The sequence below is a fragment of the Rheinheimera soli genome, from assembly GCF_031457405.1.
In the GTDB taxonomy this organism is placed as follows: domain Bacteria; phylum Pseudomonadota; class Gammaproteobacteria; order Enterobacterales; family Alteromonadaceae; genus Pararheinheimera; species Pararheinheimera soli_A.
This window is the reverse complement of the sequence record NZ_JAVDWR010000009.1, coordinates 38,890-64,208: the sequence shown is the minus strand read 5'-3', so window position 1 is coordinate 64,208 and position 25,319 is coordinate 38,890. Positions and strand designations below refer to the sequence as shown.

Genomic DNA, 25,319 nt, shown 5'->3' with positions numbered 1-25,319 from the left:
AGGAAAGGCCGATTGTAACAAATATAAGTAATTGTGATAATAATCAGATTGTTAGGGGGCTTGGATGAAGTGGTTGCAGAAGTTTTTTAATGTTTTAACTTTAGGCATATTGCTGAATTTGGTTGTAGGAGTTGCTCCATCATTTGCTAACGCTGTGACTTATCAGGAGTCTCATACTCATAATGTCAATGGTGTTTTAGGCATAAACGGTATCAGTGATGTAGCTGTTAGCCCTGATGGTAAATTTGTTTACACCGCTTCTTATCTGGCTTCTGCAGTCAGTGTGTTTGAGCGTGATCTGGATACAGGCCAATTAACTTACAGAAGCACCAGAACTGGTCTTATTGCTGCATTTAGTGTGGATGTCAGCTCCGACAATAAACATGTTTATGTCGCGTCTCCTTCAGGCAATGTTGTGGTGGCTTTGTCCAGAAACCTGACGACAGGTGAATTAACAGTGGTAAACAGCTTAGGCAGTAGCCCAACCGGAGGTTTTGTATCTGTAAGCGTAAGCCCGGATGCTAAAACAGTCTATGGGGTTGGTGGTAGCCCCAGCGGTCTTGTTGTGTTTAATCGTGACGCAGGTACTGGCGCTATCAGTCAATTGGCTGATTACGCTGATAACGTCAATGGCAATGCGTTAGGTCAATTATTTAGCCCAACAGGCAGTCCGATCAAAAATATTGCTTCCAGCGCAGATGGCAACTTTGTTTATGTCACTTCAACTACAGATCATGCCGTCTCTGTGTTTAGCCGGAATACAACGACCGGAGCACTGACTCTGGTTGCCGTCTATAAAGACAATACCGACTCTGTAGATGGTCTTCAGGCTGCCTCTTCAGCAAAAATTTCACCTGATGGTAAGCATCTTTATGTCACCGGGCAGGGTGAGTCTTCAGTCGCTATTTTTAGCATTAACAGCACTTCTGGTGAATTAACTTACCTTGCCAAGGTCACTCACGGAGCTGGTGGGGTGACCAATATGCAAGGAGCACGCAGTCTGGCTATTAGTCCGGATGGCAAATATGTGCTGGTCAGTGCAATAACTTCAAGCTCTGTGACTGCATTTTTACGAGACTCAACAACAGGATTACTGACGTTCGACAGCGAAGTCGTGAACAATGTAAATGGAGTCACAAACTTTAGCGCTCCCTCTGGTATGTCTACAGACCCTTTAAATCGTCATTTGTATGTGGCTGCACAAGGCAGTAACAGCCTGGTTGTGTTTGCACTACCAACACCAGCGGTCAGATTGTCTGTCACCAGTCAGTCGGCTGCGGTTTCCGGGTCTGCTGTTGTTTTGGATAGCCAGCTTGCTGTTCTGGATTCTGACAGCCCAAACCTTGTCTCAGCTCAAGTTTCTATTTCTTCCGGTTTGATTGCTACTGACACTCTTGCAGTGCAAACAGTAGCGGGCATTGCTGCTTCCTATGATTCTTCTACCGGTGTTTTGTCTCTTAGCGGTGTTGCTTCCCTTGCGGATTATCAGTCGGTGCTCAGAAGCCTGACCTACCAGGCTGGTGCAGACCCAACGTTAAATACTGGTGACACATCTAAGCGTACCATTAGCTTTATGGTTTCTGATGGCGAAAATAGCAGCGCAGTTTCTTCTATCGTGGTCACTGTCGTGAAGGCCGATCTTTTTACCGTGAATTTTGTTGACTGGGATAATGCAGTGTTGAGTACTCAACAGGTGGGCGCAGGAGCTGCTGCAGTAGCTCCAACTTCTCCTGTCCGAACAGGCTACTCCTTTACGGGATGGAGTGTTCCATTTAACAACATTAGCTCAGCCTTGACCGTCCAGGCTCAATATAGCATTAACAGTTACACTCTTACTTTCGATAGCGCAGGTGGTTCTGCCGTAGCTCCGATCAGTGCCAACTTTGGTACAGCGGTGACAGCTCCTGCTAACCCGACTCGTGACGGTTATAGCTTTGCGGGATGGACACCGTCAGTGCCAACCACCATGCCTGCAACCAATACCACTTTTACAGCTCAGTGGACTGTCATTAGTAGCTTCACCATCACCTTTGACAGTGCTGGAGGCTCTGCAGTAGCGCCAATCAGCGGCAACTTTGGCGCGGCGATAACAGCTCCGGCAGCTCCGACACGCGAAGGTTATAGTTTTGCAGGTTGGAGTCCGGCAGTGCCGGCCACTATGCCGGCGGCTAATACGACTGTAACCGCACAGTGGACTGCAAATGTGTATACCATCACCTTTAATACGGCTGGCGGTTCTGCAGTAGCGCCTATCAACGGCAACTTTGGTGCAGCGGTAACAGCTCCGGCAGCTCCGACACGCGAAGGTTATAGCTTTGCAGGCTGGAATCCGACAGTGCCAACCACTATGCCTGCAGCCAATACAACTGTGACGGCTCAGTGGACAGTCAACAGTTACACCATCACTTTTAATAGTGCAGGTGGTTCAGCAGTAGCGCCCATCAGTGCTAATTTTGGTGCAGCAATAAAAGCTCCGGCTGACCCAACGCGGGAAGGTTATAGCTTTGCAGGCTGGAGTCCGTCATTGCCAGCCACTATGCCTGCAGCTAATACCACTGTCACCGCCCAGTGGACAGCCAATAGCTATACCATCACTTTTGATAGTGCAGGAGGTTCAGCTGTCGCACCCATCAGTGCTAATTTTGGTGCAGCAATAAAAACTCCGGTTGATCCAACGCGGGAAGGTTATAGCTTTGCAGGCTGGAGTCCGTCATTGCCAGCCACTATGCCAGCGGCTAATACCACAGTCACAGCTCAGTGGACTGTGAACAGTTACACCATCACTTTTGATAGCGCAGGTGGTTCAGCTGTTGCGCCAATCAGTGCCAACTTTGGTGCAGCAATAACAGCACCGGCTAACCCGACTCGTGAAGGCTATACCTTTACCCGCTGGGAACCGGCTATTCCTGTCACTATGCCAGCGCAGAACCTGAAACTGACAGCTTTGTATGAACAAATTCAACTGACGGTCACTGCTACTGTGACAGGTAACGCGACTATCAGCCCTGCCACTCAGCAGGTAAATTATGGCAGCACTGCCACTGTTGAACTTAGCCTGGTCAATGCCGACGATATAGTGGTGTTAGCGGGCACATGCGAGGCTGCGGTATCGGGCACGAAAATTCAGACCTCTGTTATCAAACGAGCCTGTACTATAGCCGTCACAGTCTATCCATTTACCCTGGTAGAAAAAGATAGCGACGCAGCCTTAGCCAGCAATGGCACCAGCCGCTTTCACTTCAGTGGCGGTGCTGGTGCAAAAACGCTGCTTGGCGCCTCTGTTGTGCGCTCTGGTGTGGAGTCTGAACTTAAACTGGCAGATGCCGAAGCGCTGTTGAAAGTGCAGGATGATGGCAGCTATATATTTAGTGCGCGGCGTACTGGCCGCTATACGCTGGAATTTGTTGATGCCGTCTCTGGCGAACTGGTGAAGGTGCTGTATAACGTCTTCCCATACCTTGCCTTCACGTCAAGCCAGCAGCCTGTACAGCAAGATGTAGCAACAACGGTTCGGGTTTGGTTGAGTGATGAACCTGTTGACTATCCGGTGAACGCAGCAGTACTTAAAGATGGTGTGACTTCAGAGTTGCAACAAGTCCAGTTTACGGCTGAACATAAGTTACTGCGTACTTATACTGTCACTGCAACGGCAAATCTAGCCCGTTTGGTATTACAGGAAACCGGTATTAGTAATGCCTTGTTGGGAACACCTGCTGTACATAATTTGGCGCTGCAGCAAGAGGTTCCTGCCTTAGCCCTGACCGTAAAGGCGATTCAAGACAATGCTGAAACTTATGTGGTCACTCAGACTTCCGGGTTGGTCAATCTGTCTGTGAGCGAACTGAACGCCACAGAAGCAAACTACAGTTGGAGTGCTTCAGGTCTGACCTTGCAGGTTTCAGGTGCAACGGCCAGTTTTGATCCTGCAAGTCTGGCGGAAGGCCGTTATACCATTACTGTCGCAGGTCAGTCAGCCAATGGTCGCACAGGCCAATATGATTTAGCCTTGCGTGTGATTGCAGGCTGTCCGGTGGAAAGTTGCGCAGGGGCTGGCACTTCAGGTATTCCTGCAGCGGAAAATAGCTTTGCCGATACGCCAAACCGTTTACCGCTTTGCCCGAATGTGACGGAAGAAAACCGGGTTGGCTCTTGTCAGGCTGCTGGTGCACAGGCTTTGTATGCTGAAGTGCCAAATCAGTATCAATTAACTTTGGGTGCCTTAACCGAAGAGCAATCCTGGAGCACAGGCCAGTTTGGTATGGCCTTGAGTGATGAGTCGTTAAAGGATTCAGGCTTTGTGCAGCAAGGTCTGGTAATTAACTTTGATGTGCTGGGTTTAGAAAATCCGGGTGAAGTTGTACCTGTAGCTATTCCGCTGCCAGCGGGCACCAGTATTCCAGCCAATGCAATCTGGCGTAAATTTATCAATGGCCAGTGGCAGAACTTTGAGGTCAATACGGCAAACCGTATTGATAGCGCTGCCCGCGATATATTGGGCCAATGTCCTGGCGTATCGTCCGACAACTGGTCCAGTGGTTTAACGGCAGGCCATGGCTGTGTGCGTTTAACCATTCAGGACGGTGGTCCGAATGATGATGATGGCGTGGCCAATAGTGTGATCCGTGACCCTGGTGTACTTGCCGTGGCTGAAGTGGTGGTTCTGCCTCCACCGCTGCCTGTACCACCAAAAGATGTCACTGCTAAATCCGGAGGTAGTATGGGTGGAATGATGAGTCTGCTGTTCGCTGCTGTTGCAGCTTTCAGAATACGAAAAAGTCTGGTGGCAGTAGCGGCCATACTGCCGCTGAGCTTGTCTGCTCAGCCGTTGTATCTGGGGGCAGATCTGATGTCGGTCAATAGTGACGCCGATTCAGCAGAGATCACCCAGGCCATGAATAGTGCTGGTATAGCAGGGACTGCTGTTGTGGATAACAAAAGCAGAGCAGGATACCGTTTTTATGGTGGTTACCAATTTGCAGAAACGCTTTCCATTGAATTGGGTTGGCTGGATGCTGGTGAAATCACCACGCTGTTTTCAGGCGTAGCACCGGGCACAGAAGCCAGCGATCTGGAAGCTGTGTGGCCCATTTCAGGCAATGGAATTGAGTTAAGTCTGTTATGGCAACCAGTGACAACTGCAGAATGGTTTAAGCCTGGGGTCAGGCTGGGTGTCTGGCAAATGGAGGTACAGGACAAATTTGTTGATTCAGCGCTGCTATCCAGACAGAACCAAAATGAAACTGTGGCTTTTGTTGAAGTACAAGGGCAAATAAAGCTGACAGACCATTGGTCACTGAAGTTAGGGGCCAGTTATTACGATGTTAGAACTGCAGATATGCGTACTGCGCAGTTAGGCTTGATCCGTCACTTTTAACAACAGCCTACGGAGATAAAAAAACCGCTGCGGCGGTTTTTTTTATCTGCAGTATTCACCAACTGGTTCAGAGCTGTCTGCCACCTATCCGCTGAAAGCAGCTTAACGTGAACAAGGGCAAAGTAGCCAACAGGTTTTCAAAAATTTCGGCCTGAATTTGCTCATAATTGGCCCAGATTTTATCTGAACTAAAGCAATAAATTTCCAGCGGTAAACCTACTTCGTTGGGTTCCAGCTGGCGTACCATCAGGGTCATGTTTTGGTTGATATCCGGGTTTTGTTCCAGCAACCACTTGGTGTAGTGCCGAAACAACTTCAGATTGGTCAGGTGAGACTGTTGCATCAATTCTTTGGCTTGTTTTGTGGCGAAAAATGGCTGCAATATTGGGTCGTCCAACAGCTGCTGTTTTTCCTGCTCGTCCAGAAAACCTATGCTGTGAATATCAATTTTGATGGCTCTTTTAATACGGCGGCCACCGGATTGTTGCATACCACGCCAGTTTTTAAAGGAGTCGGAAATCAGTGCATAAGTAGGGATAGTGGTAATTGTGTTGTCCCAGTTTTGCACTTTGACTGTAGTTAAAGCGACTTCAACTACAGCACCATCTGCGCCGTATTTTGGCATTTCAATCCAGTCACCTGCCGTTACCATATTATTGGTAGCTAATTGAATACTGGCGACTAAACCTAAAATCGTATCTTTAAAGACTAACAACAGCACCGCAGTTAAAGCGCCTAAACCGCTGAGCAAATACACAGGTGATTTATCCAGCAGGGTGCTGAGGATCAAAATGCTGACGACGATAAAATCGAGCAGCTTCAGCACCTGAGCCAGCCCCAGATAAGGCACGCTGCTCTGGCGGCCTACAGCTGTATAAATGGTGGTGGCAAAATTGATCAGGGCAGCAAAGGCTAAACCGGCAAAACAATAAAGGTAAATCCAAAGACCCAAATGCACAATGGACATAAACTCAGGCCAATGCTGGAAAAACTTCTCCGCTGAGCTAATCAGCACCACTGCAGGCATTAAATGCGCCACATGAGTGGCCAGTTGCAGTCGTTGTGGTTGGGTTTGTTGTTGCAGTTCGCTATCCACTTTATCCAGCAGATGGGCTATCGCAGGTAACAAATAACGTCTGGTTAAAGTAAAAAGCAGGCCTAATAAGCACAAAGCCAACAATAACCGGATAGAGAGCATCACCAAATGCTCTGGAGGTACTGTCAGGCCAAAGTAGCTGACACACTTTTGTAAATACAGATCTAACACAAGGCGTTTTCCGAAGCTGACGTTTCTGGTTGTTGATAAGCCGCTATTGCCTGGTCTTTTTTCAGCCAACGTTGATTCAGCCAGTTTTGAAAGGCGACTCTGAAGGATTCGTCGTTAAAATAATCGCCAATAATTTCGTGATCAACAGGCAGAATTTCAACCAGCACAACCACGCGCTTTAAGCGGCCACATAACATATCAATGGCCACATGGCCCGGGTTGTCCGGGTACATAATGGTGACATCCAACACCGAATGAAACTGCTGCCCCATGCTGGCGAGAGTAAAAGCAATACCACCTGCTTTGGGCGGTAACAAATGCCGGAACGGACTACGTTTTTGTTTATGTTTTTCTGGGGTGAAACGTGAACCTTCGACAAAGTTAATAATAGTGGTTGGGGTGTTTTTAAACTTTTCGCAGGATTTGCGGGTGGTTTCTATGTCTTTACCTTTCAGCTCTGGTTTTTTGGCAACCTGGGCCTGACTGTAACGCTTCATAAAAGGCATATCCAAAGCCCAGGAACCTGAGCCAATAAAAGGCACCCATTTTAATTCTTCTTTTAAAAAGAACTTAGGCTCAGGAATACGGTTTAACGCAAACTGGCTTAATACCGGAATATCCAGCCAGCTTTTATGGTTAGAGATCAGCAAATACCAGCTGTCTTTTTTCAGTTCAGCTACACCACTGACTTGCCATTCCACTTTATTAAACAGCTCCATCAGTAGTTTGTTGTATTTTGACCAGCCGCGATAACACCAATGTGCAGGTTTGGACCAGAAAGCTCTGGTTGCTGAACCTGGCGATACCAGTTTAGCTATGCCTACGAGTGTAACAAGAGTACCCCACAAGGCCAGATTAAGGCTAAACAGCAAAAATGCCAGAGGGGCTTTGAATACCACGGGTAACCAGTGCAACATCAGCTTCGCTCTCCTTGCTTCAGCTCTGTTAATAACAAGTCTTTGTCTAACCAGAGCTGATTCACCCAGCTTTGAAATTTTTGCTTAAACACCGGATCGTCATAATCACCAATCAGCTTTGGATCTATAGGTAATACTCTGACCCGCACTTTAATGTCATGCACTTTGCCGGAAATATAATCCCAGAAGGTAGGAATGCCTTTGGGGTAACAAATGGTCACGTCCAGCAGCTTATGCAAATGTTCACCCATAGCGTTCAGTACAAAAGAAATACCACCAGCTTTGGGTTTGAGTAAGTGGGTAAAAGGCGATTGTTGTTTGTCGTGTTTATGCGTCGTGAAACGGGTGCCTTCGAGGAAATTCATCACAGACACCGGTTTGTAGCGGAATTTTTCGCAAGCTTTACGGGTTGTCGCAATATCAGTGCCTTTCAGTTCAGGTTTTTCCGCCAGCTGCTTGGCGGTTAAACGCTGCATAAAAGGAAAATCCAGCGCCCACCAGCATAAGCCAATCACAGGCACATAAATCAGTTCTTTTTTCAGGAAAAACTTTAAAAAGGGTGCTTTATGGTTAAAGACTTTTTGCAGCACCAGAATATCCACCCAGGACTGATGATTTGCCATCACCAGATACCAGTCTTTCACGCTTAAGTTATCTATGCCTTTGATATCCCAACGGATCCGCGTAAAAGTGCGGCTGGTTAAGTTATTTAATGTGATCCAGCTGGTGGCGCAGAAATCGAGTAAATAGGTGATCCAGGTTTGCCAGATTTTTACCGGAGGCAACTTTACAATAGCCAGGATCAGAATAGGGGTTGCCCAAAAAATAGTGTTGATAAAGTACAGCAAAAAAGAAAGCGAGCCACGTATTGGGGCTGGTAAAAAATGCAGCATAGAATCACCACCTAATCATTAATTTAAAAAAGAAAAGCAGGCTGGCCTGCTTTTCTCTCATCCGATCAGTGGCAAGTTTACCTTAATCTTCGAAATAGGTGTAACCATAAACCCCTGATTTCAGCTCATCTAAATAAGACGCCTGCATTTCAGGGGTAAAGTCCATTCGTGCTAATTGCTTCTGATAAGAGGCAAGCAGCTTCTTCGCGTCAAACTGTACATAACGTAAAACGTCAGCCACTGTGTCGCCTTTAATCGCATTGGTCAGACGGTAACCGCCTTCGTCATCCAGTTCAACATGCACTGAGTCGGTGTCACCAAACAGGTTGTGCAAGTCGCCCAGAATTTCCTGGTAAGCACCGACCATAAACATACCCAACAGGAACTGCGAGTCTTCTTTGTAAGAAGGCAGCGGCAAGCTGGATTCAATACCGTTACCGTCGGCATAACTTTTCAGTACGCCGTCTGAGTCACAGGTAATGTCCTGAATAATAGCGCGGTGTTCCAGCGACTCATTCATCCGTTCCAGTGGCATCACAGGGAATAACTGGTCAATACCCCAGGCATCCGGCATGGACTGGAACAAGGAGAAGTTCACAAACAACTTGTCGGCTAATTTCTCGTTCAGTTCATCGTGAATATCACGGTGTGAACGCGAGGATAAATCCAGCTTGTTTTTCACTTTGTTGATGGTGGCAAAGTAAATTTGCTCCAGCAAAGACCAGTCTTTTAACGTCAGCAAACCATGCACATACTGAGCGTGGGCATCGGTAAAATAATGCACTGCATCGTGGTAGGCTTCGACCGCTGTGCGTGGCGTAACGTTTTTATACGAATCCCACAACGCCCAAATCACAGCTGGTGAGTCTTCGCTTGGCTCTGGCATATTGACTAAGCCTGGTGCGCGTTCTACGTCAATAGCATCAGTGATTAACACTGCGTGGTGCGCTGTCATAGCACGGCCCGACTCAGTGATAATGTTCGGATGTGGTAAGTCGTATTCGTCACAGACTTCTTTTAAGCCATACACCACGTTGCGGGCGTATTCCAGCATGGTGTAGTTCATCGAACAGGCTGAACGTGAGTTTGACCCTTCGTAATCCACACCTAAACCACCACCTACGTCAACCGTAGTGATAGGCACACCCAAGGTGCGCAGTTCAGCATAGTGACGCGCACATTCACGGATGGCATTGTGAATATCCCGGATATTGGCAATCTGAGAGCCTATATGGAAATGCACTAACTGCAACAAGTCCAGTTTGCCGGCTTCACGCAGAATGTCGATGGCTTGCAGTACTTGAGTGGCTGTTAAGCCAAACTTGCCTTTTTCACCACCGGTGTTTTGCCACTTGCCTTTACCGACCGAGTTCAGCTTGATACGGATACCAATTAAAGGTGCCTGACCTAAGCTGTCGATTTCACGGATTAAGGTTTTTAATTCAGTGATTTTTTCAACCACTACATACACCTGGTGGCCCATCATCTGGCCAATAGTGGCTAAACGCAGGAACTCAGAATCTTTGTAGCCATTACAAACAATACGCAAAGGTTTGTCGGTGACACCTAAAATAGCCATCAGCTCAGGTTTGGAACCTGCTTCTAAACCTACTTTGCCGCTGTCATGGCTCACCAGTTTTTTCACTACAGAAAATTGCTGGTTTACTTTGATAGGGTAAACGGCTGTGTATTCGCCTTTGTACTCACGCTCTTTTTTCGCCTGAGCAAAAGAGCTGATTAAGGTGCCAACACGGTGCTGCAGAATATCGGTAAAACGTACCAATACGGGCAGGGTTAAGCCTTCCTCTTTAAAACGGGCAGTCAGTTCCGGGAAATTAATACCGGGTTTTTTATGGTCCTGATCCGGATAGGCCACCAGGTCGCCATTGTTGTTCACATCAAAATAGCCTTCACTCCAGACTGCTACGTTATATATGGATCGTGCTTTTTCGATACCCCAATCTGCCATTGTCGTGCCCTTTAAAAAATGATGCGCCATTTTAAAGCCAATACAGTGAAAAAAACATGAAAAGTTTGTCTCATCTTGCCCTGACTGGCAAAATACCCCCAAAGTCTTTGAAATTGCAGCACGGCGTAGCTAATGCAGGTGCAGTTTCATACGAGTCAGGGACATCCAGCTTAGTTTATTTTGAGGAGATAAGTATGTCGGGCGACAATAAATGGTTCACTGAAATTTTTGCGGCCAGTGGCAGTGCTTTTGGTTTAGCCATTACAAAAAAACTGGATGAGGTGCAGTCGCCTTTTCAACATATCGAAATGTTTGAAACCACACACTTTGGCAATCTGATGGTAATTGACGGCGTCATTATGCTAAGCAGCCGCGACAATTTCCTTTATCACGAAATGTTAAGCCACCCTGTGTTATTTACTCACCCTAATCCAAAGCAAGTGGTGATTATAGGTGGCGGAGACTGCGGTACTTTGCGTGAAGTATTAAAACACCCTGACATCGAACAAGTGACACAAATTGATATCGATGAACAAGTGACCCGTATGGCGGAAAAATACTTCCCAGAGTTGTGCGCATCGAATAACGACCCGCGCGCTACCTTGAAATTTGCCGACGGTATCCAGTTTATGCGAGACGCAGAACCAGAATCTTTGGATGTGGTGATCGTCGACTCCACTGACCCTATAGGCCCTGGTGAAGGTTTATTTAACAGAGCATTCTACGAAAGCTGCTTAAAAGCGTTGCGCCCAGGTGGCATTTTAGTGCAACAAAGCGAGTCGCCTCTTATTCATATGCCACTTTTAAAAGCTATGCGTGATGCGATGTCAGACGCCGGTTTTGCCGATTTACAAAGCCTGCTGTTCCCACAGATGGTATACCCATCGGGCTGGTGGACTTGTACTTTAGCCCGCAAAGAAGCCAAATTTGACGGCTTCCGGGTTGAAGCTGCGCAAAATCCTGCTTTTGAAACCCAGTACTACAATGCTGAAGTGCATCAGGCTGCTATGGCTTTGCCTAATTTTGTCAAAAAGGCTTTTGCAGAGAAATGATGAAGTGACGGGCGACCCTAAAGGTCGCCCTTACAAATTTTTCTGCCTGCTTGCCCAGACTAAGCTGGCTAAAATCAGTACCGAACCTGCGGATAAGGTGAGCCAGTTGACGTTATGTTGCCAGAATACAAAATTCACTACTAAGCCTGCAGGGATTAAGACGTTATTCATCACGGCCAACTGATTCGCATTGACCTGCCTGGCTCCTGCATTCCATAACCAATAACCTAAACCTGAAGCCACTACACCCAGCCAGGCTAAAATGCCGTAATCCAGAGTGGTCGTCGGCATTTTGTTCCAGTCGGCAAATAAAGCTGTGGCTATTAAGCTGGTGACAGTGGCGCCAACAAAAAACCAGCCAAAGTTATACCGCTGTGCGCCTGTGGAGCCTAAGTTCAGTTGGCGGTAGGCGACCTGACCAAAAGCAAAACATAAGTTGGCTGCCTGTATCAGCAGCAATCCCCACCAGAAATCTGAGCTTAAGTTTTGATACCGAATCACCAAGGCGCCCAAAATAGCCAACAGAGCAGGGCCTAACCAGCGCAGGTGCAGCTTTTTATAGCGCCAAAAGTAATCCAGCACCGAGATATACACAGGAGTCAGAATGGTAAAGAGCAGCACTTCGGCCACAGTCAGATACAAAAAGCTGTGATACAAAAACAAATACATCAGCCCAAGTTGCACTGATCCTATAGCGGCAAGAGCCACAGCCTGAGTTTTAGAGCTACTGCTTTTGAATAACCAGGGCAGGAATAACAACAAGGCCAACAGCATACGGCTACTGACCGCCAGATAAGGATCAACACGGCCAGCCAGAAATTCGCCAATCAAGGAGAAACTAAAAGCCCAAATCAGCGTGACTAACCACAATAAACCCATAAAAAAACTCCGGCTGGCTGCTTCTACAAGGGGCTGGGTTTACCCCAGCCCGCTGCAAATTACAAGTCCAGACCGGCTTTTTTATATCACTGAGTGATGGCTTCGATATGGATCTCAACGCGGCGGTTCATTGTTCTGTTGCTTTCAGAATTGTTTGGCACTGCCGGGTAGCTTGGGCCTAAACCCTGAGTTTCAATACGAATGGGGTTTAAGCGTTGTGCTACCAAATAATCTTTGACGCTTTCAGCTCGTTTTTTCGACAACTGCATATTGTAGTCGTAAGTGCCGGTATCGTCGGTATGACCGCTGATCACCAGCAAGGTTTTGTCGTATTCGCCCAGCACTTTAGCTACATCGTTTAATACCGGATAGAGCTGTGGCTGAATGGCGGCCTGGTTTACCGCAAAAGTAATTTGTGACGGAATTTCTAAACGTAAAATATCGCCGTCACGGTGCACTTTTACACCAGTACCTGATAATTGATCACGCAAGGCTATTTCCTGATGGTCCATATAACGGCCCACAGCAGCACCGGCCAAAGCACCAATAGCAGCACCTATCGCCAGTCTTTTATTTTTATGGTTGCCTGTGGCTTTACCCAGCACAGCACCGACACCTGCACCAATGGCTGCGCCTTTGGCGGTGTTTTGATTTTCCGGCGCTATGTTCATGCTGGCACAACCTGATAAAACTAAAGTGCTGCATAATGCAACTAAACCTAAGTGTTTGGCTTTCATGCGAAATCTCCTGAATTTTTGTGGAGTTATTGTACCTCAGTTCAACTGAATTAGCGCTGAACTAAATCAAATCCTGCATTCAACAAAGCTACAGCTTCAAGTAAGACGGGTATAGACATATATACGTCTAAATAGGTATGCTCCGGTGGTTAAAAATTAACTGGAGATAAATGGGTGTTATGGCTGGGTTAAAGTGGCGACGTCTGGTGCTCAAAGTGGGCAGTGCCCTGATTGCACCGGAAGCAAAAGGTTGCTCCACCCGTTATTTGTTGGCTATCGCTGGCTTTATCAGTGAGTGCAGACAACAAGGGGTTGAAGTGGTATTAGTATCCTCAGGTAGTGTGGCGGCAGGCCGCGCTGCTATTCCCTTTGCCCATCACCCCTTACCCATTAATGTGAAACAAGCTATGGCCGCAGTAGGCCAAACCCGCATGATGCAAAGCTGGCGCAATTTACTGGATGTGGATTGCGCGCAAATTCTGCTGACGCATGACGATTTGCAGCATCGCAACCGCTACTTAAATATCCACAATACCTTGCGTACTTTGCTCGATCACGGCGTGCTTCCGATAGTGAATGAAAACGACACTGTGGCGACCGCTGAACTTAAAGTGGGAGATAACGACAACCTTGCAGCTTTGGTGGCGACAGTTGTTGATGCCGATGCTTTGATTATTTGCTCCGATGTCGATGGTTTATATACAGCCAATCCACGTTCTGACAGCAGTGCCAGGTTGATCCCTGAAGTGCATCTGATCACGCCGGAAATTTATGCGATGGCCGGTGGTAGTCATCATTTGATTGGCACTGGCGGCATGACCACCAAATTGCAGGCCGCCAGCAAAGCCACCTCTCAGGGCATTGATACCTTAATTCTTAACGGTCAGAAAGCCGATAGTTTTGCAGCACTGCTGGCAGGAAAAGCCTGTGGCACGCTGTTTCATAAACAGCAGGAACGCTTAAGTGCAAAAAAACACTGGCTGTTACACAGCTTAAAAACACGGGGTGAGTTACAGCTCGACAGTGGTGCTGTGCAGGCGTTGCTGCATAAAGGCGCATCTTTACTACCAAAAGGCATCAGCAGTATCAGTGGCGACTTTGATAAAGGTGATGCTATTTGGTTGTGTGACGAGGCTGGTAAACAACTGGCAAAAGGCATCAGTCAATACAGTGTGGCTGAGCTTGGAAAAATCCGTGGTGTGCACAGCCAGCAAATCGCCGGTATTTTGGGTTATTGCCCAAGCGAAGTAGTGGTGCACCGCGACGATTTAGCTTTAGTGGAGGGCTGAGTATGACAAGCGTAAATATTAAGGCCATTTGCCAGCAAGCCAAGCAAGCGGCATTACAACTGGCGCAGTTGTCCGAAGCGGATAAAAACCAGTTGCTGCTGGCGATGGCGGATCAGTTAGAAGCCGACACAGCATTCATTCTGGCGGGTAATGCCAAAGATATGGCGGCAGGGCGCGAAAAGCAGTTAGCAGAGGCTATGCTGGACCGCTTATTGCTGACTGAAGATCGAATTAAAACCTTAGCCAACGCAGTGCGTTATATAGCTGCTTTACCAGATCCTGTTGGCCAAATCCGCCAGATGGCGCCACGGCCTAATGGTATTCAGGTCGGTAAAATGCGTATTCCGCTTGGCGTCATCGCGATGATTTACGAAGCCCGGCCTAATGTCACGGCAGACGCTGGCGCTTTATGTTTAAAATCAGGTAATGCGGTGATTTTACGTGGTGGCCGTGAAGCTTTGCAGTCAAGCCTGGCAATAGCGGCTTCCTTACACAAAGCCATGGCAAAACAAGGCGTAAACCCGGCTGCTATTAGTGTGATCCCAGACCCGGACCGGGCCTTGCTGTTGGAACTGCTGCAGCAAAAAGACAGTGTCGATTTAGTAATACCCAGGGGTGGTGAAGGTTTAATTCATTTTGTCAGCGACCACAGCAAAATTCCGGTGATCCAGCATTACAAAGGCATCTGTCATTTGTATGTGGATAAAGCAGCTGATCTGGATAAAGCCATGGCCTTGTTATTAAACGGCAAAACTCAGCGGCCAGGGGTTTGTAATTCACTGGAGACTTTGCTGGTGCACCAGGCGATAGCGCCAGAATTTTTAGCTTTGGTCTCTGCGGCTTTTGAAGAACAACAGGTGGAAGTCTTTGCCTGTGACTTGTCTTTGCCCTATTTCACTGGGGCAACTAAAGCGGACGACGCTCAGTTTGATACTGAGTATTTACGTTTGGCGATGTCGGTAAAAACTGTGGCTGATTACGACGAAGCTGTGGCTCATATTCAGCGCCATAGTTCAGGCCATACTGAAGTCATTTGCACTCAGGATATCAGCACAGCACAGCGGTTTTTAAAGCAAATTAACAGCGCTGTCGTGATGGTCAATGCTTCTTCACGTTTCAGTGACGGCGGCGAGCTGGGCTTAGGGGCTGAGATTGGTATTTCTACCTCCAAACTGCACGCTTACGGCCCTATGGGGCTGGAATCCCTGACCACTGAAAAATACATAGTGATAGGGGATGGCCAAACCCGCTAAAGCGGATTCAAGTTTAATGAGGTTGTGCCGATAACAGTAAGTATTTTCTGTTTCAGGTGCAAAAGCTGATGATAAAAATGGATGTTTTAACCCAGGTTTTGAACAGGGGTATCAGTAACTCAGAACAACGCTCCACTTTAGCCAGTTCTGATGCAGCTGGCATTACTGCGTCAGATAACAAGAGCGGTATAAAAGCAGAGGTGGGTATTCATGTGGATATCTCGCCTTTGGGTTTGCAAAAGTCCAAAAATGCAGGCCGCGACGAAGATATAGACGAAAGTGAGTTGCCCGATGATGTGAAAAACTCGCTGAAAGCTATTCGTAACCAGCAGGAAGAGCTGGAAGAGAAGCGGGAGGAGTTGCAAAAGCTGATGAATAACAACGCCATGCCAGCCGAAGAAAAAGAACAAAAAATAAAGCAACTGCAAGCAGAAATCGGCAACTTAGTTCGGGCTGTTGCTGATGCAAAAACTCAATTACTCAGCTCGATGCAAGAGCAAGGCTTAAGCGATCAGCAAATACAAAAAGCCATGATGCTGATGGATTAGTCTGCCGCTTATCTGCCCCCGCTGTTCGACAAAGTTGTTCAGTTCTGCTTTGATAGATCAAAGACTTAATGGATTAGCATATGAAAATAGCGGTCATAGGTGGCGGAATTAATGGTTTGTCATCCGCCTGGCAACTGGCGTTGGCTGGTCATCAGGTGGAGTTGTTTGAACGCGACGAACTGATGCAGGCGACCAGCAAGTCTTCCTCCAAATTATTACATGGCGGTTTGCGTTATCTGGAACAGGGCGAGTTTCGGCTGGTGCATGAAGCTTTGCAGGAAAGGCGCTGGTGGCTGAAAAAGGCACCGCATTTAACCAAAAGATTACCTCTGCTGTACCCCATTTATCAAAACAGCCAAAGACCGCGCTGGCAAATCAAAATTGGTTTGTGGCTTTATGACTTGCTGAGTGGAAAAAAAGGCATAGGCCGCCATCGCTGGCTGACGGCAGAACAGGCAAAACGCTGTTCATCACACCTAAAAACAGATGGTTTAACAGGTGCTTATTTATTTTTTGATGGCCAGATGGACGACAGGAAACTGGGGTTGTGGGTGGCTGACCAAGCCATCAAAGCCGGAGTGCAGATCCATCAGCATTGCCCTGTCAGTCAAATCACTGCTACTGGTGGGGTCTTTGCCGGGAACAGTTCCGACTGGCAAGTCTTTGATCTGGTGGTGAATGTGGCAGGCCCATGGAGTAATCAGCTGCTGGAGCAGTCCGAGCTGCCCGTCCAACAAACTTTAGATCTGGTGCGGGGCAGTCATTTATTGCTGCCAGCCGTCAGCCGTTATGGCCATATGCTGGAAGTACCGGGCGAGACCCGTATTGTCTTTGTATTGCCTTATCAGGGGCAAACTTTATTAGGCACCACAGAAGTACGGCAAAGTCTGGCAGAACCCATAGAGTGCAGTGAAACAGAGCAGGCGTATTTATTGCAGCTGTATAACCACTATTTTTCTACTCAATTGTGTGACGCTGATGTTCAGAGTAAATTTGCCGGAGTGCGCCCTTTATTAGGTGGTAGCGACAGTGCCAGCACGGCCAGTCGCGAATACGCGCTGAATTGGCAACAGCAGTTATTAACAGTTTCAGGTGGGAAATGGACTACAGCCAGAGCTTTGGCCCTGACTGTAGTGGAACAGGTGCAGAAAAAAGTGTTATAAATCCAACGCCAGTATTTTTGAACGGCGTTGGTAGTTATACAACTGTTGTTTTTTCTCTGGCAAGTCCTGCACTGTCACCAGCTCAAAACCATGCTCCTGGAACCAGTGAATACTGCGGGTAGTCAGCGCAAACAAGCGATAGTACTTACGCTGCCGCGCCAGTTGAATAATGTTTTTCAGCAAAGCGCTGCCACGGTCGGCGTCACGGTATTGTTCATGCACGGCCAGGCAGGCAAATTCACCTACATTTTCTTCCGGGAATGGATAAAGCGCAGCACAGCCAATAATTAAACCATCACGTTCAATCACCACAAACTGATCAATTTCCATTTCCAGCTGTTCGCGTGAGCGGCGCACTAACAAACCTTGTTGCTCCAGCGGCCGGATCAGATCCAGAATACCGCCAATGTCAGTGATGCTGGCGGCACGTAAACGTTCTGCCGCTTCGGTGACAATTTGAGTACCAATGCCGTCACGGGAGAATAATTCCTGCAGCATAGCGCCATTTTCGCCGTAACTGACTAAGTGACAACGTGGCACACCAGAACGGCACGCAGTGATAGCTGCATGTAAAAAAGCCACAGTGGCAGTGCAGGCGTCTGCTTTTTGCTCCATTTGCCACATTAAATGTTCGGCATAATTGGGCATCAGTTCTGCGGTAATATCGCCATCGTCGGCCACAATACCGCCGGCTTCGTTAAAGCCGATAATTTTTTCTGCTTTAAGTTTAATCGCCACCTGAGTGGCAATTTCTTCGGCTGTCAGGTTAAAGCTTTCGCCTGTGACTGAAGCTGCAACAGGCCCCATCACCACGATACCGTTATTATCCAGCTGACGGCGGATACCTTGCACATCAATACGGCGCACACGACCGCTATGTAAATAGTCGATGCCGTCTTCTACACCCAAAGGCTGTGCTATCACAAAGTTGCCGCTGACCACGTTAATTTGTGCATTGTGCATAGGCGTATTACTTAAGCTCATCGACAAACGTGCGGTAATATCCAGCTGCAAAGCACCTGCGACTTGTTTGATCACCAAAAAAGCATCATCGTCTGTGACCCTGATACGATTGTGGTAATCACAATTTAAACCGGCTTTTTCCAGGGCTCTATTAATTTGTGGCCGGGCACCATACACCAGCACTATTTTAATGCCGAGGGTATTAAGCAAAGCTATGTCATTAATAATGCTGCGAAAGCCTGGCTGATCTATGGCTTCACCACCCATCATCACCACAAAGGTTTTGCCACGGTGTGAATTCACATAAGGGGCGGACTGACGAAAGCCATCAACGAGTTCTGTAGTGCGCACTATGGTTTTGTTTCCTTCTGGCAAAAACAAAAATAAGACTAGGGCTGCCTTGTGACAGGAATACGGCAGTGGCTTAAGCATAGCAAAATAATGCAGAAGCTATAGCTGGCGCAGTATAGACAGCACAAATGAGCGCGCACTTTAAACAATTTTGGATAAATAACCAACAGTTTATTTGTGTTAGGAAGATGTTTTTGTAAATTTCATTTTATATCAATATTTTATGTGTGATTCACTGTTGGTTGATATTCACCTTTGTGGGTTGTTATGTGTCTTTACTGAATTAATATTAATTGCTGCCCTTTAAAAAGGGCAGGCAGGACTTTGCTGTAAAGTAGCAGCTGCCATTTGGCGTAAAAACTGCTGCTGCTCAGCAGGTACAGGGATCTGAGGAAAATACCCCAGCAATTCGGCATTATTTCCTGTGATGCTTTGATAAAACACTAAAGCTGTCAGAAAAGTACCAGCCAAAGCTGCATGATTGCCATCCGCTTCATGCAATACCATCCTGGGTTCCTGCTGCCACACTTTGTCCCATGCCAGGCCAACAGGTGCAATGCAACCTGGTTCTGTCGCTACTATAGTCTGATGCAACTGGTGCACCCGGCTGCCTTCTGTGCTGTTACCGTCCTGACCATGTTCAGGAAATAATACAGGGGTAGCACCTTGGGCTTTTACTGCTCTAAGCCAAATCAGGCTGTCATCTATTGGATAACTGTTTAAACCTGTAGTGGAGTATTTCTGGCCCTGTAAGATGACATGAGTCCAGCTGCGGGACTGCATAAAAGCCAAATCCACTTTGTTATATAAACGCTCATCCAGATAAGAACCATCACCAGCTACAGTAATGTCCACCACAGCCCCTGGCCGCCCGGCCAAAATAAACTGTCGGATCAACCCCGTCAGGTTATGTGAACGGACATGGCTGTTGCCAAATACCAGAATTTGATAATGATCGACATAGCGGTTGTCCGGCACTTCGGCACCCACAGGAAAGTTGATGCCTATTTGCTGCGGATTTCCCTGAGTAGTACTGCCCCCACCACAACCAGACAGTAGCAGGCTGCTGCAGCTAATCATCACATAAAGGAAATAGAAGGATATTTTGCTCATTGAGAAGCTCCGCCTTGCCGGGAATGAGTCAGTATTATCTGAACAAGAGCTTTAAAAGGCATTACTTTTACAGGATGAAAAGCTGACGAATTGATGATTACAGGCAAGTACAACACTGGCCTGAAAAACTTAGATTGAAAAGGTTAGACTCTACTCTGTGACCCATAAGGTATGGACTATAGGTCTGGTTATTGTACCTCCCCAAAATGGGATCAGCTCGCAACCGGTACTCCATAAACCAACCTTTTTGCCGGAAGCGTATGCTGCCATAGCTGCAGAAACTATCCCGTTGTAGCCCGCGAGAGATGGTTTTATATGAACAAGATTTGTGTCGCCGCAACTATCAGGGTTGCTGAGTCCAGATACCCACAAGGTCATCCCTCCTTCTCCATGCATAGTGTACTTCTGAATCATTACTCCTTGACCATAGGGGGTAAGGTAGCCTGACGAGAGTCCAGTGAAAGGATACAACAGGGACAAGACAAAAAAACACATCCATTTTTTCACACGAAATTCTCCTAATACTTTTAGTTGTGTAAGCTTTGTTAAAGCATATTAATTTAGGTTTTGTGTTTTGGCTAACGTGAGCCCAGGGCAAGATCACGAACATTTTTTGACCACCCCAAGCTGGTAGTTGACCCAAACGCCAGCTTATGATCAGATACTGCCTTTTGCAAAAGGGCAATTCTGTGAACTTGAATCTATTCTCTGAACACTTTTCCAGTATCGAAGACACTCGCCAGTCCGCCAAAGTCACTTATCCGCTGTTTGATGTGCTGTTTTTGACCCTCTGTGCTGTGATTTCGGGTTGTCAGGGCTGGGAAGATATTGAAGATTTTGGCGAAGCTAAGCTGCATTGGCTACAGAAGCTGGGATTTTTTGCTGAAGGCGTTCCCGTTCACGACACTATTGCACGTATTATCGCTCGTATAGAGCCTACTCAATTACAACGCTGCTTTGCTGAGTGGATGCAAGCCGTTGCAGTGTTGACAGAGGGGCAGGTCGTTGCGATTGACGGTAAAACACTGTGCAGCTCGTACAACCGCACAAGCCGACGCTCGGCTATTCATATGGTCAGTGCCTTTGCCAGCGCGAATGGCGTGGTGCTTGGTCAAGTCAAAACGGAGGAAAAATCAAATGAAATCACAGCGATACCAGAGCTGCTGGATTTGCTGGAACTCAAAGGCTGTCTGGTAAGTATCGATGCCATGAGATGCCAGAAGGATATAGCGCAGAAGATTGTTGATAAAGGCGCCGATTATTTGCTGGCAGCAAAAGCGGCAGGGCACAGAGTGAATGTAGTTACTGAAGACAGTGATGGATGCGGTTTACAAAAAGGTGGTACTGTCACCAAAACGCTTAATCTGACCACTAACCCCTGAGTCACAGGAAAAACTCTGGCCACGCTAATCCGCAACCAGAGCTTTAGCATCAATCCAAAATTATATGCGGCAAAAATCTGGAGCTGTCTTTGGTGATCAAAGAATTATCTTCGCGAATACCAATACCAGCTGCGCTGTTGCCTACCACCCAGCTGCCAATCATGGTGTAGCTGTCGCCGAATTTTGGTAATTGCTGTAACTTCTGACGGATAAAAGGTGAGTCGGAGTATGGGCCTGGTTCACTGATTTTTTCGCCGCTTTGAGTCACTAATTCAACATTAGCGCCTTCGCGGGAAAACAGCGGTTTACGTACCCAGCCTGCGCCAAAACTTTGGCCTGGTTGTTCAAAGTGACTTTCCAGTAAGTTGGGGTGGCCCTGATGTTTTTGCCAGAGCAAGGGCAATATGCCTTTGTTGGATAACAACATTTTCCAGCCCGGTTCCAACCATTGGGTTTGGCTGCTTAAGATGACGGACGCAAAATCTTCCTGCAGCATAAATTCCCATGGGTACAACTTAAACAAGCCACCTATAGCGTAACCGTCCAGATCGACCAGTTGACCACTGGCTTCACCCAGTTGTTCCAGCTCGATAAAACGGCTGTCGAGCCCCGCTTGTTTGGCAATGTCCATCAGGTACATGACTGTGCCTTTGTCTTCGATGCTGTTTGCCACAGAAGCAAAATACAAAGGGTTGGCCAAAGGCAACTCAGCAAAAGCGGCTTCTAACTGATCTTGCAAGGAGTTAAACTGATCAGCGCCTTGTGGCACTTTGCCGCGCATGATCTGATCTTCCAGCCATACCCACTGGAAAAAACCAGTTTCAAATAAAGAGGTAGGGGTGTCGTAATTCAGTTCCAGCAATTTAGCCGGGCCATGACCGTCGTAGACTAAATCCAGTCGGCCATATAAAGACGGCGCTTTAGCGCGCCAGGATCCGGCAACAAAATCCCAGAATGGTTCCGGTATGGCGAGCTGCTGCAGCTTTTCTTCATCGCCGATAATGTCATCCACTAAAGCTAAAGCCATCTGATGCAGCTCTTCGGTGGGTTCTTCTAAATCTTGTTCTATCTGGCGCAGGTTAAACTGGTAGTACGCAGTTTCATCCCAATAGGCTTCGCCGTCAAAAGTATGAAACTCAAAGCCAACAGATTCAGCATAAGAGCGCCAGCCAGGGCGCTCATCACAAGCTACTTTTTTCATTGCCTGTTAACCACCGGTACTTTTGGTGGAGCTGGAACGTTTAGCTGCCTGAGCACCAAAACCACCACGATTCACTGTACCTGCTGCTTTAGGCTGAACTGAGGACGGCTTGATATAGGTTGGGCCCACACCGCGGGCTACAGGCGTATTGGTTGCAGTGCGGAAGGTGCTGCGATCATCCCTTGATTTATACAAAGGTTGAGCCTGCACTGGTTGTTTCAGTTGGCCACCTGAACGGTTCAGCATCTGGCCTGCTAAAAAGCCCATCATCATTGGCATAAAAAAGCCGCCGCTGGATGCCTGAGCCTGTTGCGCTGGCTGCTCCGTACCTGCTGCCAACGCTGCCTGAGCCGGAGTTTCACACTGGCCGAGCCCAAAGTCGGCTTCACACGAGGCTTTGTCGGTATATTTGGGGGCAACCTGAGTGTGCATGGTTAAAGCCTGGCCTAAATCGGCACGGCATTGCTCAGGATTAAAATAGGCAGCGCATTGATCGACGGTTTCAAAAGCCGCAGTTTGCACTGCTTCTTCCTGACCACAACCTGCCATTAAAAAAGTGGCGGTAGGCACCATTAACACTAAAGCTGCCTTTTTACTGCGTTTCAGCACTTTTTGTTTCATCAGTGACTCCTCAATAGGGTATGCAGGTTAATACGTCATGCTGGCGGAGTTAATCAAACCTATGGCAATGGAACAACCGGCAGAAAAAATACCGGCTGCTACTTCACCTTTGTTGATACGTTCCGGTAGTTGTTTCAGGGCAAAACGTACTACACCAAAAGTTAATACTTGTACTACCAGAGCAATAGCACCCCAGATAGCACAGTCGGCTAACGACAATGAATGAGTGATAGCACTGGATAATGGCAAAGCAAAACCAATTAAGGCACCACCAAAAGCGACAGCTGCTGCGCTGTTGTTTTCTTTGATTAAGGCTAATTCGTCGTGTGGCGTGATCCAGGTGTAAAAACGGCAAAACAAGGCCACCAATAAAATAGCCAGAAAAAAGAAGCTGATAAAGTCCGGAAAACCTGCCACAGAGGCCAATAAAGTGTCACTCATTCTAAAATCCTTGCTTTAAGTTAAGGGGCTTTGCCGATGATCCAGAAAAGCCGGACAAAAGGCAACAACTGAATCCAGAGGCATTTTAAGTTAATCCCTTGTTGCAGTCAGTTTTAAGCTATGCTCAATAGGTAAGTTAACTTACTAAGTTACTGATCTGTTAAGGAGTTAGTCCCTATGTTAAATCAAATGTCGGTAAAAATCCGCTTGTTGTTGTTGGTCTGCGTACCATTACTGGTGTTAGTTGCCATTAGTTTGATTTCGGTCAGGGAAATGGGCCATTTAAGTGACGGAGCCACCAGTATTTATAACGACAGGGTGGTGCCACTGAAACAAATTAAACAAGTGGCTGATGCTTATGCGGTGGCATCGGTCGACTTGCTGCATAAATACCGTGGTGAAGTTATAACGGCCTCTGATGCTGTGCAGCAGTTGCAGCAACAGGCGCAACTGGCTGATCAGGTATGGCTGGCCTATCTGGCAACCAGTTTAACCAAAGAGGAAGTCAGCCTGGCTGACAAAGCCAAACAACAAATGTCGGTTTTCCGGCAAATACTGCAACAGTATCAAACGCAGATCACAGATGGCTCTTTAACAGAGCGCAGCGCTAAAGATTTTAATACAGAGTTGTATCAACTGGCTGACCCATTAAGTAACTCTTTGGCCGCTTTAATAGATGTGCAACTGCTGGAGGCTGAAAAATTTAAAGTGCAGGCGGCAGAGCAGTATCAGTTTTTTATGCAGTTATTTGTGATTGCCTTGCTGTTGGTGTTTATTTGTTTAGGCGGCTTATCCTGGCTAATTTACCGCTCTATTCACAATCCATTACATCAGTTGCAGCAGGCTATTTCTGTTGTTGGTGATAAATCTGATTTACGCATTAGGGCAGAAGTGACAGGCACTGATGAAATTGCTGTGACAGCAGTCGCTTTTAATCAAACCATCAGCCGTGTCCATCAGTTTTTTACTGAACTGGCCGATGCGGTGTCGCAATTGGCGGCAGCTTCAGAGCAGATGAGCCAAATCAGTCAGCAAGTCAGCGGCACAGCTTTTGAGCAGGAACAGCAAGCCAATTTAATTGCCACTGCTGTGAATCAAATGTCGGCAGCTATTCAGGAGGTTGCGGGTAGCGCTCTTGCCACCTCAGAGCAGGCCAATGATGTGGATCAGAAAACCCAGCAGGGGTATCAAAAAGTCATTCAGAATGTGGGTTCTATTGAGCAGTTATCTGGTGTTATCAGTGGCGCCAGTGTGGTCATTGAGCAATTAAATGGTGAATCGGAAAAAATCACCCAGGTGTTGGCGGTGATCCAGACTATTGCAGGCCAGACCAACTTACTGGCTTTAAATGCCGCCATTGAAGCAGCCCGAGCCGGTGAAGCAGGCCGTGGTTTTGCTGTTGTGGCTGACGAAGTACGAACTTTAGCCACTAATACGCAAAAAGCCACAGAGTCTATCCGCGCCATGATTGATAACTTGCAGGCTTCGGCCCGTGAGGCTGTGCATGCTATGGCGCAATCAGGCCAATACGCCAGCGCCAGTGTGGCTAATGCCAAAGAGGCAGGTGCAGTGCTGGAGGAGATTAAGTCGTCAGTCGGCACTATAGTGGATATGAATGTGCAGATCTCAGCGGCCACTGAAGAACAAACTATAGTGGCAGAAGAGATCAACAAAAATATTACTGAGTTCAGCGTCAGTATCGGCGAGATCACCCGCAGCGCAACCCACAGCGCTGATGCCAGCAGTGCGCTGGCGCAATTGGCCAGCAGGTTACAGCAACAGGCAGCCTCTTACAGGGTGTAAAAAGGACCGGAAGCTGGCCCGCTAAACAGGGCGCTTTGCATAAACATCTGCAAAAAAACAGAGCTTGTACTGCCACAAGCTCTGTTTCCTTATCACCTGAAGT

The 25,319-nt window shown here is 47.4% G+C and carries 18 protein-coding genes and 1 pseudogene; 8 read left to right on the top strand and 11 right to left on the bottom strand.

The window, feature by feature from the left end:
• Nucleotides 1-64: 64 nt before the first annotated feature.
• Entirely contained in the window at nucleotides 65-5,374 is a 5,310-nt protein-coding gene (locus tag J2W69_RS13470) for an InlB B-repeat-containing protein (RefSeq protein WP_310279368.1), read from the top strand.
• A gap of 67 nt (nucleotides 5,375-5,441) precedes the next feature.
• Here J2W69_RS13470 and J2W69_RS13465 read toward each other — a convergent pair whose 3' ends face one another.
• The 4 genes from J2W69_RS13465 to speA all read right to left on the bottom strand — a co-directional run bounded on the left by J2W69_RS13465 (nucleotide 5,442) and on the right by speA (nucleotide 10,420).
• Nucleotides 5,442-6,641 (bottom strand): mechanosensitive ion channel family protein, encoded by a 1,200-nt coding sequence (locus tag J2W69_RS13465; RefSeq protein WP_310279366.1) that lies wholly within the window; start codon nucleotides 6,639-6,641, stop codon nucleotides 5,442-5,444.
• On the bottom strand, nucleotides 6,635-7,558 hold the full coding sequence (locus J2W69_RS13460; RefSeq protein ID WP_310279364.1) for an acyltransferase: 924 nt from the start codon (nucleotides 7,556-7,558) through the stop codon (nucleotides 6,635-6,637). The genes J2W69_RS13465 and J2W69_RS13460 overlap by 7 nt, the downstream gene beginning before the upstream one ends.
• Nucleotides 7,558-8,451, bottom strand: a complete 894-nt coding sequence (locus J2W69_RS13455; protein ID WP_310279362.1) for an acyltransferase — start codon at nucleotides 8,449-8,451, stop codon at nucleotides 7,558-7,560. The genes J2W69_RS13460 and J2W69_RS13455 overlap by 1 nt, the downstream gene beginning before the upstream one ends.
• An 82-nt stretch (nucleotides 8,452-8,533) precedes the next feature.
• On the bottom strand, nucleotides 8,534-10,420 hold the full coding sequence (gene speA / locus J2W69_RS13450) for a biosynthetic arginine decarboxylase (protein ID WP_310279360.1): 1,887 nt from the start codon (nucleotides 10,418-10,420) through the stop codon (nucleotides 8,534-8,536).
• A gap of 194 nt (nucleotides 10,421-10,614) precedes the next feature.
• On the opposite strand from speA, the gene speE reads away from it, so the two are divergent.
• Entirely contained in the window at nucleotides 10,615-11,472 is an 858-nt protein-coding gene (gene speE, locus J2W69_RS13445; protein ID WP_310279358.1) for a polyamine aminopropyltransferase, read from the top strand.
• 30 nt (nucleotides 11,473-11,502) lie between these two features.
• Here the strand turns inward: speE and J2W69_RS13440 are convergent, their stop codons facing one another.
• Entirely contained in the window at nucleotides 11,503-12,351 is an 849-nt protein-coding gene (locus J2W69_RS13440) for an EamA family transporter (protein WP_310279356.1), read from the bottom strand.
• Between the two features lie 86 nt (nucleotides 12,352-12,437).
• Nucleotides 12,438-13,088, bottom strand: coding sequence for a YiaD family glycine zipper/OmpA-like lipoprotein (locus tag J2W69_RS13435; protein ID WP_310279355.1), 651 nt, complete (start codon nucleotides 13,086-13,088; stop codon nucleotides 12,438-12,440).
• Between the two features lie 170 nt (nucleotides 13,089-13,258).
• Here J2W69_RS13435 and proB point away from each other — a divergent pair, with 170 nt between their 5' ends.
• From proB to J2W69_RS13415, 4 genes are all read left to right on the top strand, one after another.
• Entirely contained in the window at nucleotides 13,259-14,377 is a 1,119-nt protein-coding gene (gene proB / locus J2W69_RS13430) for a glutamate 5-kinase (RefSeq protein WP_310279353.1), read from the top strand.
• A 2-nt stretch (nucleotides 14,378-14,379) separates the two neighbouring features.
• Nucleotides 14,380-15,630, top strand: a complete 1,251-nt coding sequence (locus J2W69_RS13425; RefSeq protein WP_310279351.1) for a glutamate-5-semialdehyde dehydrogenase — start codon at nucleotides 14,380-14,382, stop codon at nucleotides 15,628-15,630.
• Nucleotides 15,631-15,698: 68 nt separating this feature from the next.
• Entirely contained in the window at nucleotides 15,699-16,178 is a 480-nt protein-coding gene (locus J2W69_RS13420; protein ID WP_310279349.1) for a hypothetical protein, read from the top strand.
• A gap of 80 nt (nucleotides 16,179-16,258) precedes the next feature.
• A complete protein-coding gene (locus J2W69_RS13415; protein WP_310279347.1) occupies nucleotides 16,259-17,341 on the top strand; it encodes a glycerol-3-phosphate dehydrogenase/oxidase in 1,083 nt (360 codons plus the stop codon).
• Here the strand turns inward: J2W69_RS13415 and argA are convergent.
• Both argA and J2W69_RS13405 read right to left on the bottom strand, forming a co-directional pair.
• On the bottom strand, nucleotides 17,336-18,655 hold the full coding sequence (gene argA, locus J2W69_RS13410; protein ID WP_310279345.1) for an amino-acid N-acetyltransferase: 1,320 nt from the start codon (nucleotides 18,653-18,655) through the stop codon (nucleotides 17,336-17,338). The genes J2W69_RS13415 and argA overlap by 6 nt on opposite strands.
• 303 nt (nucleotides 18,656-18,958) lie before the next feature.
• The gene (locus J2W69_RS13405) at nucleotides 18,959-19,768 is read right to left on the bottom strand and encodes a hypothetical protein (RefSeq protein ID WP_310279343.1); all 810 of its coding nucleotides are present in this window, start codon (nucleotides 19,766-19,768) and stop codon (nucleotides 18,959-18,961) included.
• A gap of 653 nt (nucleotides 19,769-20,421) precedes the next feature.
• Between J2W69_RS13405 and J2W69_RS13400 the strand changes: the two are divergent.
• Nucleotides 20,422-21,045, top strand: a pseudogene (locus tag J2W69_RS13400) (ISAs1 family transposase); the annotation flags it as partial.
• A 154-nt stretch (nucleotides 21,046-21,199) separates the two neighbouring features.
• Here the strand turns inward: J2W69_RS13400 and J2W69_RS13395 are convergent.
• Genes J2W69_RS13395 through J2W69_RS13385 form a run of 3 tightly spaced genes read right to left on the bottom strand, consistent with a single transcriptional unit; the run spans nucleotide 21,200 to nucleotide 23,413 of the window.
• Nucleotides 21,200-22,351: a glutathionylspermidine synthase family protein gene (locus tag J2W69_RS13395; protein WP_310279341.1), complete on the bottom strand. Its 1,152-nt coding sequence runs from the start codon at nucleotides 22,349-22,351 to the stop codon at nucleotides 21,200-21,202.
• Nucleotides 22,352-22,357: 6 nt separating this feature from the next.
• Nucleotides 22,358-22,972, bottom strand: a complete 615-nt coding sequence (locus tag J2W69_RS13390; RefSeq protein ID WP_310279339.1) for a DUF1190 domain-containing protein — start codon at nucleotides 22,970-22,972, stop codon at nucleotides 22,358-22,360.
• A gap of 27 nt (nucleotides 22,973-22,999) precedes the next feature.
• Nucleotides 23,000-23,413: a DUF350 domain-containing protein gene (locus tag J2W69_RS13385; RefSeq protein ID WP_310279337.1), complete on the bottom strand. Its 414-nt coding sequence runs from the start codon at nucleotides 23,411-23,413 to the stop codon at nucleotides 23,000-23,002.
• Nucleotides 23,414-23,590: 177 nt separating this feature from the next.
• On the opposite strand from J2W69_RS13385, the gene J2W69_RS13380 reads away from it, so the two are divergent.
• A complete protein-coding gene (locus tag J2W69_RS13380) occupies nucleotides 23,591-25,216 on the top strand; it encodes a methyl-accepting chemotaxis protein (protein ID WP_310279335.1) in 1,626 nt (541 codons plus the stop codon).
• Nucleotides 25,217-25,319: the final 103 nt, after the last annotated feature.

Coding starts and splice junctions, on each gene's coding strand:
- J2W69_RS13425 (WP_310279351.1), top strand. CDS start 14,380: ATGACAAGCGTAAATATTAAGGCCATTTGCCAGCAAGCCAAGCAAGCG.
- J2W69_RS13420 (WP_310279349.1), top strand. CDS start 15,699: ATGATAAAAATGGATGTTTTAACCCAGGTTTTGAACAGGGGTATCAGT.
- J2W69_RS13385 (WP_310279337.1), bottom strand. CDS start 23,413: ATGAGTGACACTTTATTGGCCTCTGTGGCAGGTTTTCCGGACTTTATC.
- J2W69_RS13435 (WP_310279355.1), bottom strand. CDS start 13,088: ATGAAAGCCAAACACTTAGGTTTAGTTGCATTATGCAGCACTTTAGTT.
- J2W69_RS13440 (WP_310279356.1), bottom strand. CDS start 12,351: ATGGGTTTATTGTGGTTAGTCACGCTGATTTGGGCTTTTAGTTTCTCC.
- J2W69_RS13405 (WP_310279343.1), bottom strand. CDS start 19,768: ATGAGCAAAATATCCTTCTATTTCCTTTATGTGATGATTAGCTGCAGC.
- J2W69_RS13470 (WP_310279368.1), top strand. CDS start 65: ATGAAGTGGTTGCAGAAGTTTTTTAATGTTTTAACTTTAGGCATATTG.
- speE (WP_310279358.1), top strand. CDS start 10,615: ATGTCGGGCGACAATAAATGGTTCACTGAAATTTTTGCGGCCAGTGGC.
- J2W69_RS13415 (WP_310279347.1), top strand. CDS start 16,259: ATGAAAATAGCGGTCATAGGTGGCGGAATTAATGGTTTGTCATCCGCC.
- J2W69_RS13395 (WP_310279341.1), bottom strand. CDS start 22,351: ATGAAAAAAGTAGCTTGTGATGAGCGCCCTGGCTGGCGCTCTTATGCT.
- proB (WP_310279353.1), top strand. CDS start 13,259: ATGGGTGTTATGGCTGGGTTAAAGTGGCGACGTCTGGTGCTCAAAGTG.
- J2W69_RS13455 (WP_310279362.1), bottom strand. CDS start 8,451: ATGCTGCATTTTTTACCAGCCCCAATACGTGGCTCGCTTTCTTTTTTG.
- J2W69_RS13390 (WP_310279339.1), bottom strand. CDS start 22,972: ATGAAACAAAAAGTGCTGAAACGCAGTAAAAAGGCAGCTTTAGTGTTA.
- J2W69_RS13380 (WP_310279335.1), top strand. CDS start 23,591: ATGTTAAATCAAATGTCGGTAAAAATCCGCTTGTTGTTGTTGGTCTGC.
- J2W69_RS13460 (WP_310279364.1), bottom strand. CDS start 7,558: ATGTTGCACTGGTTACCCGTGGTATTCAAAGCCCCTCTGGCATTTTTG.
- speA (WP_310279360.1), bottom strand. CDS start 10,420: ATGGCAGATTGGGGTATCGAAAAAGCACGATCCATATATAACGTAGCA.